Genomic DNA, 16,086 nt, shown 5'->3' with positions numbered 1-16,086 from the left:
GTGGTGACTTCCTGGCCGGGTCGTGTCCTACTCCGGCAGGGGCTGAGGAGGTTTCGGGCCTACGTAGTGTCCGCTCGGGCGCATACGCAGCGGCCGTTCGCCGTACTCCTCCAGGGCGTGCGCGATCCAGCCCGCCGTACGGGCCACGGCGAAGATCGTCTCGCCCGCCGAGGACGGCATGCCGCTGGAGGCGGTGAACACGGCGAGGGCCAGGTCGACGTTGGCGTGCAACGGTGTGTGGCGGGCGGCGGTGGCGACGATGTCACGGGCCGCGGCCAGGGCGGGGGCCGAGCGGGGGATCTCTTCGAGGAGGCCGAAGAGGACACGCGCGCGTGGATCCTCGCCCGGGTAGAGCCGGTGGCCGAGTCCCGGGATACGGCGGCCCGCGCGTAGTTCCTCCGCGATCGCGGGGGCGGCGTCGCCCTCGTCGAGGACGTCGAGCAGCAGCCGGTGGGCGTGGTTGCTGGCGGCTCCGTGCAGCGGGCCTTCGAGCACGCCGAGTCCGGCGGAGACGGCCGCGTAGGCGTGCGCGCGGGCCGACGCGGCGACACGCACGGCGAGCGTCGAGGCGGCCAGGTCGTGGTCGACGAGCAGGGCGAGGGCGGTGTCCAGGACGCGCAGCGAGGCCTCGTCGGGATCCTGTCGGCTCAGCCGCCCCCACAGCCGGTGGGCCAGCGGGCCCTCGTCCAGGAGGCTGCCGCGGGCCGGGAGGGCGGCGACGAGGGTGGGGATGAGGGTGCGTGCGGTGCCGAGCACGGCGTCCTCGGAGAGGTCGAAGCGCAGCGGGTCGGCCACCGCTGCGGCGATCGCCGCGACCCGCAACCGGTCGGTGGGACCGGCGTGTTCGGGCAGTGCGTCGACCGCGTGGCGGGCCACGGTGACCGAGGCCTTCGGCGCGGTGAAGGCGATGCCGGGGCGGAGGGTGCCGGTCCACAGCCACTCCGCGACCTCTTCGTACGAGTGCCGCGTGGCCAGTTCGGTGGCGTCGACGCCCCGGAAGTAGTACCGGTCCTCCTCGATGAGGGTCAGGCGGGTCCGGACGGACAGCTCGCCGCCGGACGCCGGACTTCCGCTGCTCTCCCGCCTGTTGCGCCGGGCGAGCGCGGCGACCTCGTCGGCGTCGAAGGTGCTGCCCCGGCCGCCGGGCACGCGGCGGCTGCTGAGCTGACCGCGGCTCACGTACGCGTACACGGTCTCGGGTTTCACGCCCAGCAGTTCGGCGGCTTCCTTGGTGGTCAGCCGTTGCTCGGCGGGGCCGCGGGAGGGGTCTTGATCGCGCATGGGGTCACCGTATCGGCATCACGACGTATGGATTGAATGCATTGATTGAATCAATATTGACATGAGGTTAGTCAAGCATGGACAGTCGAATCAAGTCCAGGGAGGAATCATGTCCGTCAACAGGTCAGCAGCCGTCACCGTCGACGTACCGCGGGGACTCGCCGGTGTCGTCGTCACCGACACCGAGATCGGGGACGTCCGGGGGGTCGAGGGCTTCTACCACTACCGCCAGTACTCGGCCGTCGAGCTCGCACAGACCCGCGGCTTCGAGGACGTCTGGCATCTCCTGGTCCACGGCGAACTGCCGGACGCGGCACAGCGGTCGGCGTTCGCCGCCGAGACGGCCGCACTGCGGCGGCTGCCCGACGAGGTGCGGGCGGCGCTGCCGGCCATCGCGGCGGCGAGCGGACGCTCGGGCCCGCTGTCCGGCATGCGCACCGCACTCTCGCTGCTCGGCGCGGCCAAGGGCTTCCGGCCGGTTTACGACATCGGAGCGGAGGAGCGCCGCCGGGACACCCTCGTGGCTGCGGCAGCCGTGCCTACCTTGCTCACGGCACTGCACCGATTGGGCCATGGGCTCGACCCGGTCGAACCCCGCGACGACCTCTCCTACGCGGCCAACTACCTCTACATGCTGACGGGTTCGGAGCCGGGTGTGCGGGAGGCGCGGGCGGTCGAGCAGTACTTGATCTCAACCATTGATCACGGATTCAATGCATCAACCTTCACGGCGCGGGTGATCGCGTCGACCGGAGCGGACGTTGCCGCGTGCCTCGTCGGGGCCGTGGGGGCGCTGTCGGGGCCGCTGCACGGGGGTGCGCCGAGCCGGGCGCTGGACACGCTGGACGCGATCGGCACGCCGGACCGCATTGACGCGTGGATCCGCGAACGTGTCCTGTCCGGCGACCGGATCATGGGCTTCGGCCATGCCGTCTACCGTACGGAGGACCCTCGTTCGCGCATGCTCCGCGAGGTGGCCGAGAGCTTCGGGGGGCCGCGGGTGGCGTTCGCCGTGGAGGTCGAGCGCCGGGTGGAGGCGATCCTGGCGGAACTGAAGCCCGGTCGCGAGCTCCACACGAACGTCGAGTTCTACGCGGGCGTCGTCATGGAACTCTGCGGCCTGCCGCGCGAGATGTTCACGCCGACCTTCGCGGCGGCGCGGGTGGTGGGCTGGAGCGCGAACATCCTGGAACAGGCGGAGGACCGAAAGATCATCAGGCCGGTGGCACGGTATGTGGGGCCGGGGGCGCCGGTGGCGGTGCCGGCCTGAGAGACGCGTGCGGCCTGGTGCCGTTCTGGCGCCAGGCCTCATCGGTGGTGGTCGAGCAGAGACGGGGTGCCGGGCTGCTCGCGGCAGGTGCCCGGCGCGGAGCGTTGTCGCGTGCGGCCGGGGGGCTGGGACGGGACGGAGCTGGGGTGGAGACGTGCCCGTGGGGGAGGTCAGGCGTCGGGGATGTCCGCCTTGGCGCGGATCAGGGTCTCCCGGCTCACGACGACGATGCGTTCATAGTCGGCTCGGGAGGCGTCGGAAGGGAGCTCACGCTCCAGCGCCTCGGTGGCCTCGGTGCCGATGACGGCGAAATTTCCGTCGCTCAGTTCGAAGACGTCCGGGCAGTTCGCTCCTGAGGCACTGCCACGGGCACTTGGAGGCACACCGATGCGGCGCACGATCTTCAAGGGGTACCGGTCCTTACACACGATCTGGGCAGAGTGGTGGGCAGCACGTTACTGGGATTGCTGATGCACGTGCGTCTGCATCGACAAAAGTCACCCGAACCACGCTGCTGATGCTCGTGTGTTGACCGGCGTCCCAGGAAGCCCAGGCGTACCCCCGGAGACCGGACACACCCTCGGAAGATCAATCGGGCGGGTCCCCCACCACCCACCACTCGTCCGTGTCGGCCTCGTCGATCTCCTTGATGAGCTTGTCGACCAGGCGTCCGAGCCGTGCCTCGTCGGATGCCGCCTTCAGCGTCGCGCGCTGCCCCTTGGAGGCTTGCCAGTACTCGCGCATCAAGGGGTTCTGGAACAGCTCGCGAGCATGCCCGTAGAACTGCTCCTGGTCGAGGATTCCCGCCCGATAGAGGTGGTAGAGGTTGATGTACCAGGCATTGGCGTACAGGTACTGCCGCCGTTTCGCCTCCGGGATCTCCGAGTCGTACGTGTCGATCACCGCGGCCAGCGACGGATCGTCGATCGCCCTGGACAGCAACTCCCAGTGCATGCGCTGCTGGTGCGCGAGGGCCCTGCGCCGGGCGGCCCGCTCTTCCAGTTCCAGTCGTTTCGTCTGTAGCCGTTCCGCCTCGATGCGCCTTCGGCCTGCGGCCAGGGCCATCCCGGTGGTGGCGAGCAGCAGGCTGGCCGCGGCGAAGCCGAGCCTCCCCGCGGCGTACTTCCGTGTGGCCATGTCAACTACCCCCGATCAGGCGGCCGTCCGCCGGTCGTCGGGGTGCGGGTCGACTGATGGGGACCGGCGAGCGGTGGGCGGCGCTTGCCGTCTCCCAGAGTGCCGAGCGGCTCTGATCGGCGGGGAGGCGGAGAGGAGGCGCACGGAGGGAAGCGAGGGTCGCACACTCCGGCGCCTTCCCCAACGTCTGCCCCGCAAGTGCTGCTAACAATCGTTCACTTCGCAGTGATTATTCCGGCTCGTATCCTGGTCCGGCATTCAAATCTCGTACGTGCGCCGCAGCCGCGATCCGGCGCACAAGGAAGCGCGGAAGAGGTCGCACGTTGAGCCAGCCGAGCCGCAGCCGTCGGCAGATCCCCGTCGTCGTCCTCGCCGGATTCCTCGGTTCCGGCAAGACCACGCTCCTCAACCACCTCCTCCACCGCAGTGGTGGCAGCCGTATCGGCGCCATCGTCAACGACTTCGGCGCCGTCGAGATCGACGCCATGGCCGTCGCCGGTGCGCTCGGCGACTCCACCGTCTCCCTCGGCAACGGATGCCTGTGCTGCGCCGTCGACGTCAGCGAACTCGATCTCTATCTCGAGAAGCTCGCGCGGCCCGAGGCCGGCATCGACGTGATTGTCATCGAGGCCAGCGGGCTCGCCGAGCCGGAGGAACTCGTGCGGATGGTGCTCGCCAGCGAGCAGCCGGACATCGTCTACGGTGGTCTCGTCGAGGTCGTCGACGCCGCCGAGTTCGACGACACGCGCGCGAAGCATCCCGGCATCGACCGCCATCTCGCCCTCGCCGACCTCGTCGTCGTCAACAAGGTCGACCGGGTCGAGGACGGGGAGAGGGTCCTGACGCTCGTGCGGTCCCTCGTCGATCGCGCCGCCGTCGTGCCTGCCGCATACGGCCGCATCGACCCCGAGTTCCTCTTCGACTGCCGGCCCAGCGAGGAGCGCGTCGGACAGCTCTCCTTCGACGACCTGCACGACGACACCGCGGACGGACACGAGGCCCATCTCCACAGCGCGTACGACAGCCTGTCCTTCAGCTCCGAAGTGCCCATGGACCCGCGCCGGCTGATGTCGTTCCTCGACAGCCGCCCCGAGGGGCTCTACCGGATCAAGGGATACGTCGACTTCGGCGCGTACGACGCGCGGAACCGGTACGCCGTGCACGCCGTCGGCCGCTTTCTTCGGTTCTGTCCAGAGGCCTGGGGAGCGGACGATCCGCGGCTCACCCAGCTCGTCCTGATCGGCTCCGGCATCGACTCCGCCGCCCTCGGCAAGGAGCTGGAGGCGTGCAAGAGCGACGCCCCGCACACCGCCGACGAGCACGGTATGTGGGGCGTCCTGCGCTACGTAAGAGAGCCGGATGACGTGGAGGAGCCGTCGGTCTAGACCGGGCCCGCCACCACCGCCACCGTCTTCGGCAGTGACACGCCCGAGCCGTCGCGGCGCGGGTCGATCTCGGGGAGGTCGGCCGGTGTGCCGTTCTTCTGTGCCGCCTTGGCCGGGACCGGGCCCGCCCAGGCCAGGGAGAGGCAGTCCTCGCCCTTGAGGAACCGCTGGCAGCGGACGCCGCCGGTGGCCCGGCCCTTGCGCGGGTACTGGTCGAACGGGGTCAGCTTGGCCGTCGTCTGGACCGAGTCGTCGAGCGTGCCGCGGGAGCCCGCGACCGTGAACACGACAGCGTCGGCCGCAGGGTCCACCGCCGTGAAGGAGATGACCTTCGCGCCGTCCGTGAGCTTGATGCCGGCCATGCCGCCCGCCGGGCGTCCCTGAGGACGGACCTGGGAGGCCTGGTAGCGCAGCAACTGCGCGTCGTCCGTGATGAAGACCAGGTCCTCCTCGCCGGTGCTCAGCTCGACCGCGCCGACGATCCGGTCGCCGTCCTTGAGCGTGATGACCTCCAACTCCTCCTTGTTGGACGGGTAGTCGGGCACCACACGCTTGACCACGCCCTGCTCGGTGCCGAGCGCGAGACCGGGGGAGGACTCGTCGAGGGTGGTCAGGCAGACCACCGTCTCGTCGTCCTCCAGGGAGAGGAACTCGGTCAGGGGCGCTCCGCCGGACAGGTTCGGTGCCGACGCCGTCTCCGGGAGCTGCGGGAGGTCGACGACGTTGATGCGCAGGAGGCGGCCGGAGGACGTCACGGCGCCGATCTCGCCGCGGGCCGTCGCGGGTACCGACGAGACGATCACGTCGTGCTTCACGCGCCGGGCGTCGGCGTCCTCCGGGAAGGGCTCGCCGTTCGACGTACGCGCCAGCAGGCCCGTCGAGGAGAGCAGCACCCGGCACGGGTCGTCCGCCACCTGCAGCGGTACGGCGGCCGCCGGGGCGCCGGACGCCTCCAGCAGGACCGTACGCCGCTCGGTGCCGAACTTCTTGGCCACCGCGGCCAGTTCGGTGGAGACCAGCTTGCGCAGCTCGGTGTCCGAGTCCAGGATCCGGGTCAGCTCGGCGATCTCCGCGTTGAGCTTCTCCTTCTCCGACTCCAGCTCGATGCGGTCGTACTTGGTGAGACGGCGCAGCGGGGTGTCGAGGATGTACTGGGTCTGGATCTCCGACAGGGAGAAGCGCTCCATCAGGCGCTCCTTGGCCTGCGCGCTGTTCTCGCTGGAGCGGATCAGACGGATGACCTCGTCGATGTCGACGAGGGCGGTCAGCAGGCCCTCCACCAGGTGCAGCCGGTCGCGACGCTTGGTGCGGCGGAACTCGCTGCGGCGCCGTACGACCTCGAAGCGGTGGTCGAGGTAGACCTCCAGGAGCTCCTTGAGGCCGAGGGTGAGCGGCTGGCCGTCCACCAGCGCGACGTTGTTGATGCCGAAGGACTCCTCCATCGGCGTCAGCTTGTACAGCTGCTCCAGGACTGCCTCCGGCACGAAGCCGTTCTTGATCTCGATGACCAGGCGCAGCCCGTGCTGGCGGTCGGTGAGGTCCTTGACGTCGGCGATGCCCTGGATCTTCTTCGAGCCGACCAGGTCCTTGATCTTGGCGATGACCTTCTCCGGACCGACCGTGAAGGGCAGCTCGGTGACGACCAAGCCCTTGCGGCGCGCGGTGACGGTCTCGACCTCGACCGTGGCGCGCATCTTGAAGGTGCCGCGGCCCGTCTCGTACGCGTCCCGGATGCCGGAGAGCCCGACGACACGGCCGCCGGTGGGCAGGTCGGGGCCGGGGACGTACTTCATCAGCGTTTCCAGATCCGCGTTCGGATAGCGGATCAGATGGCGGGCGGCCGCGATGACCTCGCCGAGGTTGTGCGGGGGCATGTTCGTCGCCATGCCGACCGCGATGCCCGACGAGCCGTTCACCAGCAGGTTCGGGAAGGCGGCCGGGAGGGCGACCGGCTCCTGCTCCTGGCCGTCGTAGTTGGGCGCGAAGTCGACCGTGTCCTCGTCGATCGACTCCGTCATCAGGCTGGTCGCCTGGGCCTGGCGGCACTCGGTGTACCGCATGGCGGCGGGCGGGTCGTCGTTGCCCAGCGAGCCGAAGTTGCCGTGGCCGTCGACCAGCGGGACGCGCATCGAGAAGGGCTGGGCCATGCGCACCAGGGCGTCGTAGATCGACGCGTCGCCATGGGGGTGCAACTTACCCATGACCTCGCCGACCACGCGCGCGCACTTCACATAGCCGCGCTCGGGGCGCAGGCCCATCTCGTTCATCTGGTAGACGATGCGCCGGTGCACCGGCTTGAGTCCGTCGCGGGCGTCGGGCAGGGCGCGGGAGTAGATGACCGAGTACGCGTACTCGAGGAAGGAGCCCTGCATCTCGTCGACGACGTCGATGTCGAGGATCCGCTCCTCGAACGAGTCGTCGGGCGGCGGGGTCTTCGTGCTGCGGCGGGCCATCGCTGCCGGCTCCTCTTTTCTGGTCGCTCGCCTTCGGGACGCGCCCCTTCGGCTCACTACTTGCTGAAGCGTGAACGGGATCTGACGCGAACCATTGTGGACCGCGGCACTGACAACACGGACGAGGACCCGGCGAGGGGCCCTCCTGTCCAACGTGCCCGCAGGCTACGCGATCCGCTGTGGGCGTACGTCCCGCGGGAACTTCGCCGACGGTGCGCACGCTTGCATACAGTGGCAGGACCGGCAGGAAAACCGCGGTTTCAACCACCGCATCCGCGAGGCGAAGGGACGTACATGCCCATGGCTCACACGGCCACAGACCAGGCAGGCACCGGGGGCCTGACAGCGACCGAGCACCGCCTGGCCAATGGGCTGCGCGTGGTGCTCTCCGAGGACCACCTGACCCCGGTCGCGGCGGTGTGCCTCTGGTACGACGTCGGCTCGCGGCACGAAGTCAAGGGACGTACCGGCCTTGCTCACCTCTTCGAGCACCTGATGTTCCAGGGCTCGGGCCAGGTCAAGGGCAACGGCCACTTCGAGCTGGTACAGGGCGCCGGCGGCTCGCTCAACGGTACGACCAGCTTCGAGCGCACCAACTACTTCGAGACCATGCCCGCCCACCAGCTGGAGCTCGCCCTCTGGCTGGAGGCCGACCGCATGGGCTCCCTGCTGGCCGCCCTGGACGACGAGTCCATGGAGAACCAGCGGGATGTGGTGAAGAACGAACGCAGGCAGCGCTACGACAACGTCCCGTACGGCACCGCGTTCGAGAAGCTCACCGCCCTCGCCTACCCGGAGGGCCACCCCTACCACCACACCCCGATCGGCTCGATGGCCGACCTGGACGCGGCGACCCTGGAGGACGCGCGCGCGTTCTTCCGCACGTACTACGCGCCGAACAACGCCGTCCTGTCGGTGGTCGGCGACATCGACCCGGAGCAGACCCTCGCCTGGGTCGAGAAGTACTTCGGCTCCATCGCCTCGCACGACGGCAAGCCCGCGCCCCGCGACGGCTCGCTGCCCGAGGTCATCGGCGAGCAGCTGCGCGAGGTCGTCGAGGAGGAGGTCCCCGCGCGCGCGTTGATGGCCGCCTACCGGCTCCCGCACGACGGCACGCGCGCGTGCGACGCGGCCGACCTGGCGCTGACCGTCCTCGGTGGCGGCGAGTCCTCCCGCCTCTACAACCGCCTGGTGCGGCGCGACCGTACGGCCGTCGCGGCCGGCTTCGGCCTGCTGCGGCTGGCCGGAGCGCCCTCCCTGGGCTGGCTGGACGTGAAGACCTCCGGTGACGTCGAGGTGCCAGTCATCGAGGCCGCCATCGACGAGGAGCTCGCCCGGTTCGCCGAGGAGGGCCCCACGGCCGAGGAAATGGAGCGCGCCCAGGCCCAGTTGGAGCGCGAGTGGCTCGACCGGCTCGGCACGGTCGCCGGCCGCGCCGACGAACTGTGCCGGTTCGCCGTCCTGTTCGGCGACCCGCAGCTCGCCCTGACCGCGGTGCAGCGCGTCCTGGAGGTGACGCCGCAGGAGGTCCAGGAGGTCGCCAAGGCCCGCCTGCGGCCCGACAACCGCGCGGTGCTCGTCTACGAACCCGTCACCGGAGAGGTCGCCGAGGACGCGGATCCCCCCGAAGACCCCGAGGCCGAGGCCACGGTCGAAGCCGGCGACAAGAACGAGGAGGCGGCCAAGTGACCGAGCTCGCCACGATGCAGTTCCACCCGCAGCCCCAGGCGGGCGAGGCCAAGCCGTGGGCGTTCCCCGCGCCCACGCGCGGGGCGCTCGGCAACGGCCTGACCGTCCTGCGCTGCCACCGCCCCGGCCAGCAGGTCGTCGCCGTCGAGGTCCTCCTGGACGCGCCCCTGGAGGCCGAGCCGGCCGACTTCGAAGGCGTCGCCACGATCATGGCGCGCGCCTTCTCCGAGGGCACCGACAAGCACTCCGCGGAGGACTTCGCCGCCGAGCTGGAGCGCTGCGGCGCCACCCTCGACGCGCACGCCGACCACCCCGGCGTCCGCCTCAGCCTGGAGGTGCCGGCCTCCCGCCTGGCCAAGGCGCTCGGCCTGCTCGCCGACGCCCTCAGGGCGCCCGCGTTCGCCGACAGCGAGGTCGAGCGGCTGGTCCGCAACCGCCTCGACGAGATCCCGCACGAGCTGGCCAACCCCTCCCGGCGGGCCGCCAAGGAACTCTCCCGGCAGCTGTTCCCGGCGACCTCGCGCATGTCCCGCCCGCGCCAGGGCACCGAGGAGACCGTCGAGAAGATCGACGCGGCGGCCGTACGCGCCTTCTACGACCGCCATGTCCGGCCCGCCACCGCCACCGCCGTGGTCGTCGGCGACCTCACCGGCATCGACCTGGACGCACTGCTCGGCGAGACCCTGGGCACCTGGACGGGCTCCACCGCCGAGCCCCGCCCGGTGCCGCCGGTCACCGCCGACGACACCGGCCGCGTGTTCATCGTCGACCGTCCCGGCGCCGTCCAGACCCAGCTGCTCATCGGCCGCGTCGGCGCCGACCGGCACGACCGCGTGTGGCCCGCGCAGGTGCTCGGCACGTACTGCCTCGGCGGCACCCTCACCTCCCGCCTGGACCGCGTCCTGCGCGAGGAGAAGGGCTACACCTACGGTGTGCGGGCGTTCGGCCAGGTGCTGCGCTCCGCCCCGGACGGCACCGGCGCCTCGATGCTCGCCATCAGCGGCTCCGTCGACACCCCGAACACCGGCCCGGCGCTGGACGACCTCTGGAAGGTGCTGCGCACCCTCGCCGAGGGCGGCCTCACCGACGCGGAGCGGGACGTCGCCGTACAGAACCTCGTCGGAGTCGCGCCGCTCAAGTACGAGACCGCGGCGGCCGTCGCGAGCACGCTGGCCGACCAGGTAGAGCAGCACCTGCCCGACGACTACCAGGCCACGCTGTACCGGCAGCTCGCCGCGACCGGCACCGTGGAGGCCACCGCGGCGGCCGTGAGCGCGTTCCCGGTGGACCGCCTGGTGACCGTCCTCGTCGGCGACGCGGCGCAGATCAAGGCGCCCGTGGAGGCGCTCGGCATCGGCGAAGTGACCGTGGTGTCCGCCGAGTAGCGGCACGCGCGCGTGGAGGGCCCTGGTGACTGATGCGTCACCAGGGCCCTCTTATGTCCGAATTGGGGCGGAGGTTGCCTGTCTGCCCTGTGGGATGCGCTACAAACACCGTGATCCGTTTGGGGATTGAAAGTCGCCCCGCTTAGCGTCGTCCGGGCTGTCCGTCAGGCACCGCGCCGCATCCGCGGCACCGGACAGTCATCGCCGAGTCCCCGTACGGCGCGAGCCAGGGGAGCCGGGGACCCACGCAGTCCCTGGGGTGAATCGGACGCCCGCGCTCCGGCGAGGGGGCCCGTAGGAGACCTTCCTGCTCCGAACCCGTCAGCTAACCCGGTAGGCGAGAAGGAAGGAAAGGACCAGCCAGTACATGGCGTTCATGTGCGCCACCGGGAAGCACCGCCGTCCCGGCAAGCTCAAGCGCTCCACCGTCCAGGCGGCCGGCGTCGCAGCCCTCGCCACCACCGGTGTCATCGGTACCCTCGCGGCCCCCGCGCTCGCCGCCGACAACTCGGTCGAGAGCACCGTCGAGCAGACCGGTCTCAACCCCGTCATCGCCATCGGCGACTCCATAGCCGACAAGATCGACGCCCAGGCCGACGCGCAGAAGCAGGCCGCCGAGGAGGCCGCCCGCAAGAAGGCCGCCGCCGAAGCCGCGCGCAAGAAGGCCGTCGCCAAGGCCAAGGCGGAGCGCGAGGCCAAGCAGCGCGCCGCCCGCGAGGCCGAGCGCAAGCGCCTCAACACCTTCGTGGCGCCGATCGCCAACTCCTATGTCTCCACGGGCTACAAGGCCAGCAGCTCTCTGTGGTCCTCCGGCAGCCACACAGGCATCGACTTCCACGCGGCCAGTGGTACGTCCGTGCACGCGGTCGGCTCCGGCACGGTCGTCGAGGCCGGGTGGGGCGGCTCGTACGGCAACAACATCGTGATCAAGATGAGCGACGGCATGTACACCCAGTACGGCCATCTGTCGTCCATCGGTGTCTCGGTGGGCCAGAAGGTCGCCCCGGGCCAGCAGATCGGCCTCTCCGGCGCGACCGGCAACGTCACCGGACCGCACCTGCACTTCGAGGCCCGTACGACCCCCGACTACGGCTCGGACGTCGACCCCGTCGCGTACCTGCGCTCGCACGGCGTGAACGTCTGACGACGGACCGCGAGATCTTCCGGAACCCCGGCTCCACGAGCCGGGGTTTCGCCGTTTCCGTCCGGTTGCTGTCCAAAAAATATCCATGGATTCCGGCCCCCCGTCGGAAATTCCCGCCGATTGCAATAGAGTCACGGAACACACGTCAATCGGCGACGTTTCACGGGGATTAAGACGGAGGTCGGTCATGCGTATTCCGGCGCACTCGGTATGCACGGCGATCAGAGACGACATCGTCGCCGGTGTCTACGAGCGCGGGAGCCGCCTCACCGAGGAACTCCTGGCCCGCCGCTACGGCGTCTCGCGCGTCCCCGTCCGCGAGGCCCTGCGCACCCTGGAGGCCGAGGGCTTCGTGGTGACCCGCCGGCACGCGGGCGCGTGCGTGGCCGAACCGAACGAGCAGGAGGCCGCCGACCTGCTGGAGATGCGCATGCTCCTGGAGCCGCTCGGCGCCTCCCGGGCCGCCCAGCGCCGCACCGAGGCCCACCTCAAGGTCCTGCGCGGCCTGGTCAGACTGGGCCAGGAGCGGGCCAGGAGGGGCAACAGCGAGGATCTGCGCTCCCTGGGCGGCTGGTTCCACGAGACGCTCGCCCAGGCCTCCGCCAGCCCCGCCCTGACCTCGATGCTGACCCAGCTGCGCCACAAGATCGCCTGGATGTACGCCGTGGACGCGCCCGCCAACCCCGTGGAGTCCTGGGCGGAGCACGGCGCGATCGTCGACGCCGTGGCGCGCGGCGACAGCGAACGCGCGCGTGCCGTCACCACCCTCCACACCGAGCGCTCCAGCGCGGCGCACCGGCTGCGGTTCGGTACCGGCGCCGAGCGTGTGAGGAACTCGCAACATCCCGTAAACATGCCGAGCCTGCGGCATTAACACAGGCGCCGTATACAAAGAAGTGAGAATTCCCGGGGGTTTATTCATGCTGCCCCCGAGTGGAATTCCGTGGTCTCTGTGCAGGAAATGCGAAGGGCTCGCCCGGTAATTCGGACGAGCCCTTCTGTGATGCCCTGATCAGACGGTCTCGGGAAGTTCCTCGAGACCCTCGGAGACCAGCTTGGCCAGTCGGTCGAGGGCGACGTCCGCACCCTCGGCGTCGGAGGCGAGGACGATCTCCTCGCCACCCTGGGCGCCCAGGCCCAGGACGGCCAGCATGGAGGCCGCGTTGACGGGGTTGCCGTCGGCCTTGGCGATCGTCACCGGGATACCTGCGGCCGTGGCGGCCCGGACGAAGATGGAAGCGGGGCGGGCGTGGAGGCCCTCGGCCCAGCCGACGTTGACGCGGCGCTCAGCCATGTGATGCTGCCCTTCGGTGTTCAGGGTTGTCTAGACCAGTTTCCCACACATGAAGCAAGCCCGGAACGGACCTTCGCCCGTCCGGATCGGGGGCGTCGGACCGCGGCCTCGGCCCGACTTCCGTCCTGTCCCTCTTCTGCTGTCGTTCTCCACAGACTGCCTCGCGCCGTTGTCGGACGCGAGCCGTACTCTGGGGCCCATGCAGACCTCGTCGGACCGGCACGAGTACCCCGCCCACTGGGAAGCCGACGTGGTGCTGCGCGACGGCGGCACCGCACGCGTCCGCCCCATCACCGTCGATGACGCCGAGCGCCTGGTCAGCTTCTACGAGCAGGTGTCGGACGAGTCGAAGTACTACCGCTTCTTCGCGCCCTACCCGCGTCTGTCCGCAAAGGACGTCCACCGCTTCACGCACCACGACTTTGTGGACCGGGTGGGACTCGCGGCCACGGTGGGCGGCGAGTTCATCGCCACCGTACGCTATGACCGCATTGGTGCCGACGGGATGCCCGCGTCCGCACCCGCCGACGAGGCCGAGGTCGCCTTCCTCGTCCAGGACGCGCACCAGGGCCGCGGCGTCGCCTCCGCCCTCCTCGAACACATCGGCGCCGTCGCCCGCGAGCGCGGCATCCGCCGCTTCGCCGCCGAGGTACTGCCGGCCAACACCAAGATGATCAAGGTGTTCACGGACGCCGGCTACACCCAGAAGCGCAGCTTCGAGGACGGCGTCGTACGCCTGGAGTTCGACCTCGAACCCACCGACCGCTCGCTCGCCGTCCAGCGCGCGCGTGAGCAGCGCGCCGAGGCGCGGTCGGTACGACGGCTCCTCGTGCCCGGCTCGGTCGCCGTGATCGGCACCGGGCGCATGGCCGGGGGCGTGGGCCGCAGCATCCTCGACAACATCAGGGAAGCCGGGTTCACGGGAGAGCTGTACGCCGTGAACAGGGCCTTCCCCGAAGACCTCAAGGAGCTCGACGGCATCCCCGCCCACCGCTCCGTCGGGGACATCGACAGGCACGTGGACCTCGCGGTCGTCGCCGTGCCCGCCGAACACGTCCCCGAGGTCGTCACCGAGTGCGGCGAGCACGGCGTGCAGGGGCTGGTCGTCGTCTCCGCCGGGTACGCCGAGAGCGGGCCCGAGGGCCGCGAGCGCCAGCGCGAACTCGTGCGGCACGCGCGCACGTACGGCATGCGGATCATCGGGCCGAACGCCTTCGGGGTCATCAACACCTCGGCGGACGTACGGCTCAACGCCTCCCTCGCCCCCGAGATGCCGCGCCCCGGCCGCATCGGCCTGTTCGCCCAGTCCGGCGCCATCGGCATCGCCCTGCTGTCCCGGCTGCACCGGCGCGGCGGCGGCGTCACCGGGGTCACGGGTGTGTCGACCTTCGTGTCGTCCGGCAACCGCGCGGACGTGTCCGGCAACGACGTCATCCAGTACTGGTACGACGACCCCGACACCGATGTCGTACTGATGTACCTGGAGTCCATCGGCAACCCGCGCAAGTTCACCCGCCTCGCCCGGCGCACCGCGGCCGCCAAGCCCCTGGTCGTCGTCCAGGGCGCCGGCTCGGCGCCGCAGGGGCATGCCGTACGGGCCACGCGGCTGCCGCACGCCACGGTGTCCGCGCTGCTGCGGCAGGCCGGCGTCATCCGCGTGGACACCATCACCGAACTCGTCGACGCGGGCCTGCTGCTGGCCCGGCAGCCGCTGCCGGCCGGCCCGCGCGTGGCGATCCTCGGCAACTCCGAGTCGCTGGGGCTGCTGACGTACGACGCCTGCCTCTCCGAGGGGCTCAGGCCGCAGCAGCCGCTGGACCTGACCACCGGGGCCACGGCGGGCGACTTCCACGCGGCCCTGCTGCGGGTCCTCGGGGACGACTCCTGCGACGCCGTGGTCGTCACCGCGATCCCGGCGATCGGCGAGGCCTCGGTCGCGGACGCCGAGCTGGCCGAGGCGCTGCGGTCCGCCGCCGAGCAGGTCCCCGGCAAGCCCGTGCTCGTCGTCCATGTGGAGCTCGGCGGGCTCGCCGAGGCCCTCTCGGCCGCCGCCGGCACCGCCCCGCAGGTCGAGGCCAAGGCGTCCGGCGCCCGCCGGCTCCGCCCCTCGCAGCAGCTGCCCCCGCCGTCGGCCTCCCCGGCCCCGCCCCAGGCACCGCGGGTCCCCGACACCACCCCCCGCCTCATCCCCGCCTACCCCGCCGCCGAGCGCGCCGTCCGCGCCCTCGGCGAGGCCGTGAAGTACGCCCAGTGGCGGCGCGAGGCGGCCGAGCCCGGCAAGGTGCCCGAGTACGAGGACATCGACGAGAAGGGCGCCGCCGAGCAGATCGACGGCATGCTCACGCGCGGGCAGGGCCTCACCCTCGGCACCGAGGAGACCTGCGAGCTGCTCGGGCGGTACGGCATCGCCGTCCGCAGGGCCGTCCCCGCCTTCACCGCGGACGACGCCGTACGGGCCGCCGACGGACTCGGCTACCCCGTCGCCCTCAAGGCCACCGCCCCGCACCTCAGGCACCGCGCCGACCTGGGCGGCGTACGCCTGGATCTCGCGGACGAGGAGCAACTGCGGCGGGCGTACGCCGAGTTGACCGGGCTGTTCGGGAAGCCGGAGGAGCTGCGCCCGGTGGTGCAGGGGATGGCGCCGCGCGGGGTCGACACGGTGATACGGGCCGTCATCGACCCGGCGGCCGGGGCCGTGCTGTCCTTCGGGCTGGCCGGAGCGGCCTCGCAGCTGCTCGGCGACATGGCGCACCGCCTGGTCCCGGTCACCGACCGGGACGCGACCTCGCTGATCCGGTCGATCCGGACGGCACCGCTCCTGTTCGGCTGGCGCGGCTCGACCCCGGTCGACACGCCTGCCCTGGAGGAACTGCTGCTGCGGGTGTCCCGGCTGGTCGACGACCACCCCGAGGTCGTCGCGGTGACCCTGGAGCCGGTCGTCGTCGCCCCCCGTGGCCTGAGCGTTCTCGGCGCCTCCGTCCGCCTGGCGCCGCCGCCCGTGCGCGACGACCTCGGCCCGCGCACCCTTCCCGTCTACTGAGACGTGCC

Annotated in this window: 12 protein-coding genes and 1 riboswitch; of the genes, 7 read left to right on the top strand and 5 right to left on the bottom strand. The window is 70.9% G+C overall.

All coding sequences use genetic code 11. The features are described from left to right. Positions 1-27: 27 nt before the first annotated feature. Positions 28-1,281, bottom strand: coding sequence for a citrate synthase (locus tag ABZ848_RS30365; protein ID WP_360837032.1), 1,254 nt, complete (start codon positions 1,279-1,281; stop codon positions 28-30). A gap of 109 nt (positions 1,282-1,390) precedes the next feature. On the opposite strand from ABZ848_RS30365, the gene ABZ848_RS30360 reads away from it, so the two are divergent. Further along, entirely contained in the window at positions 1,391-2,551 is a 1,161-nt protein-coding gene (locus ABZ848_RS30360) for a citrate synthase/methylcitrate synthase (RefSeq protein WP_360837030.1), read from the top strand. A gap of 170 nt (positions 2,552-2,721) precedes the next feature. On the opposite strand, the gene ABZ848_RS30355 is transcribed toward ABZ848_RS30360, so the two are convergent. Beyond that, entirely contained in the window at positions 2,722-2,958 is a 237-nt protein-coding gene (locus ABZ848_RS30355) for a hypothetical protein (RefSeq protein WP_242764867.1), read from the bottom strand. 181 nt (positions 2,959-3,139) lie between these two features. After that, the gene (locus tag ABZ848_RS30350; protein WP_360837028.1) at positions 3,140-3,688 is read right to left on the bottom strand and encodes a DUF6082 family protein; all 549 of its coding nucleotides are present in this window, start codon (positions 3,686-3,688) and stop codon (positions 3,140-3,142) included. Between the two features lie 323 nt (positions 3,689-4,011). Between ABZ848_RS30350 and ABZ848_RS30345 the strand changes: the two genes are divergently transcribed. Further along, positions 4,012-5,073 (top strand): GTP-binding protein, encoded by a 1,062-nt coding sequence (locus ABZ848_RS30345; protein ID WP_360837026.1) that lies wholly within the window; start codon positions 4,012-4,014, stop codon positions 5,071-5,073. Here the strand turns inward: ABZ848_RS30345 and ABZ848_RS30340 are convergent. Then, the gene (locus ABZ848_RS30340; protein ID WP_360837024.1) at positions 5,070-7,526 is read right to left on the bottom strand and encodes a DNA topoisomerase IV subunit A; all 2,457 of its coding nucleotides are present in this window, start codon (positions 7,524-7,526) and stop codon (positions 5,070-5,072) included. The genes ABZ848_RS30345 and ABZ848_RS30340 overlap by 4 nt on opposite strands. Positions 7,527-7,820: 294 nt before the next feature. Here ABZ848_RS30340 and ABZ848_RS30335 point away from each other — a divergent pair, with 294 nt between their 5' ends. From ABZ848_RS30335 to ABZ848_RS30320, 4 genes are all read left to right on the top strand, one after another. Beyond that, positions 7,821-9,215, top strand: coding sequence for a pitrilysin family protein (locus tag ABZ848_RS30335; RefSeq protein WP_360837023.1), 1,395 nt, complete (start codon positions 7,821-7,823; stop codon positions 9,213-9,215). Next, a complete protein-coding gene (locus ABZ848_RS30330; protein ID WP_360837022.1) occupies positions 9,212-10,600 on the top strand; it encodes a pitrilysin family protein in 1,389 nt (462 codons plus the stop codon). Before ABZ848_RS30335 ends, ABZ848_RS30330 begins: the two co-directional genes overlap by 4 nt. A 192-nt stretch (positions 10,601-10,792) precedes the next feature. After that, positions 10,793-10,954, top strand: a riboswitch (cyclic di-AMP (ydaO/yuaA leader). 13 nt (positions 10,955-10,967) lie between these two features. After that, positions 10,968-11,744 carry a M23 family metallopeptidase gene (locus ABZ848_RS30325; RefSeq protein ID WP_360837021.1) on the top strand — a complete coding sequence of 259 codons (777 nt, stop codon included), beginning with the start codon at positions 10,968-10,970 and terminating at the stop codon, positions 11,742-11,744. Between the two features lie 187 nt (positions 11,745-11,931). Next, positions 11,932-12,618: a GntR family transcriptional regulator gene (locus tag ABZ848_RS30320; protein WP_360837019.1), complete on the top strand. Its 687-nt coding sequence runs from the start codon at positions 11,932-11,934 to the stop codon at positions 12,616-12,618. Positions 12,619-12,756: 138 nt separating this feature from the next. On the opposite strand, the gene ABZ848_RS30315 is transcribed toward ABZ848_RS30320, so the two are convergent. Beyond that, positions 12,757-13,038 carry an HPr family phosphocarrier protein gene (locus ABZ848_RS30315; RefSeq protein WP_067441040.1) on the bottom strand — a complete coding sequence of 94 codons (282 nt, stop codon included), beginning with the start codon at positions 13,036-13,038 and terminating at the stop codon, positions 12,757-12,759. A 199-nt stretch (positions 13,039-13,237) separates the two neighbouring features. On the opposite strand from ABZ848_RS30315, the gene ABZ848_RS30310 reads away from it, so the two are divergent. Further along, the gene (locus tag ABZ848_RS30310) at positions 13,238-16,078 is read left to right on the top strand and encodes a GNAT family N-acetyltransferase (RefSeq protein ID WP_360837018.1); all 2,841 of its coding nucleotides are present in this window, start codon (positions 13,238-13,240) and stop codon (positions 16,076-16,078) included. The last annotated feature ends 8 nt before the right edge of the window (positions 16,079-16,086 follow it).

This window comes from Streptomyces sp. NPDC047081, from assembly GCF_040643775.1.
Classification (GTDB): domain Bacteria; phylum Actinomycetota; class Actinomycetes; order Streptomycetales; family Streptomycetaceae; genus Streptomyces.
The sequence above is the reverse complement of the archived record's forward strand: the minus strand, read 5'-3'. Positions and strand labels throughout refer to the sequence as shown.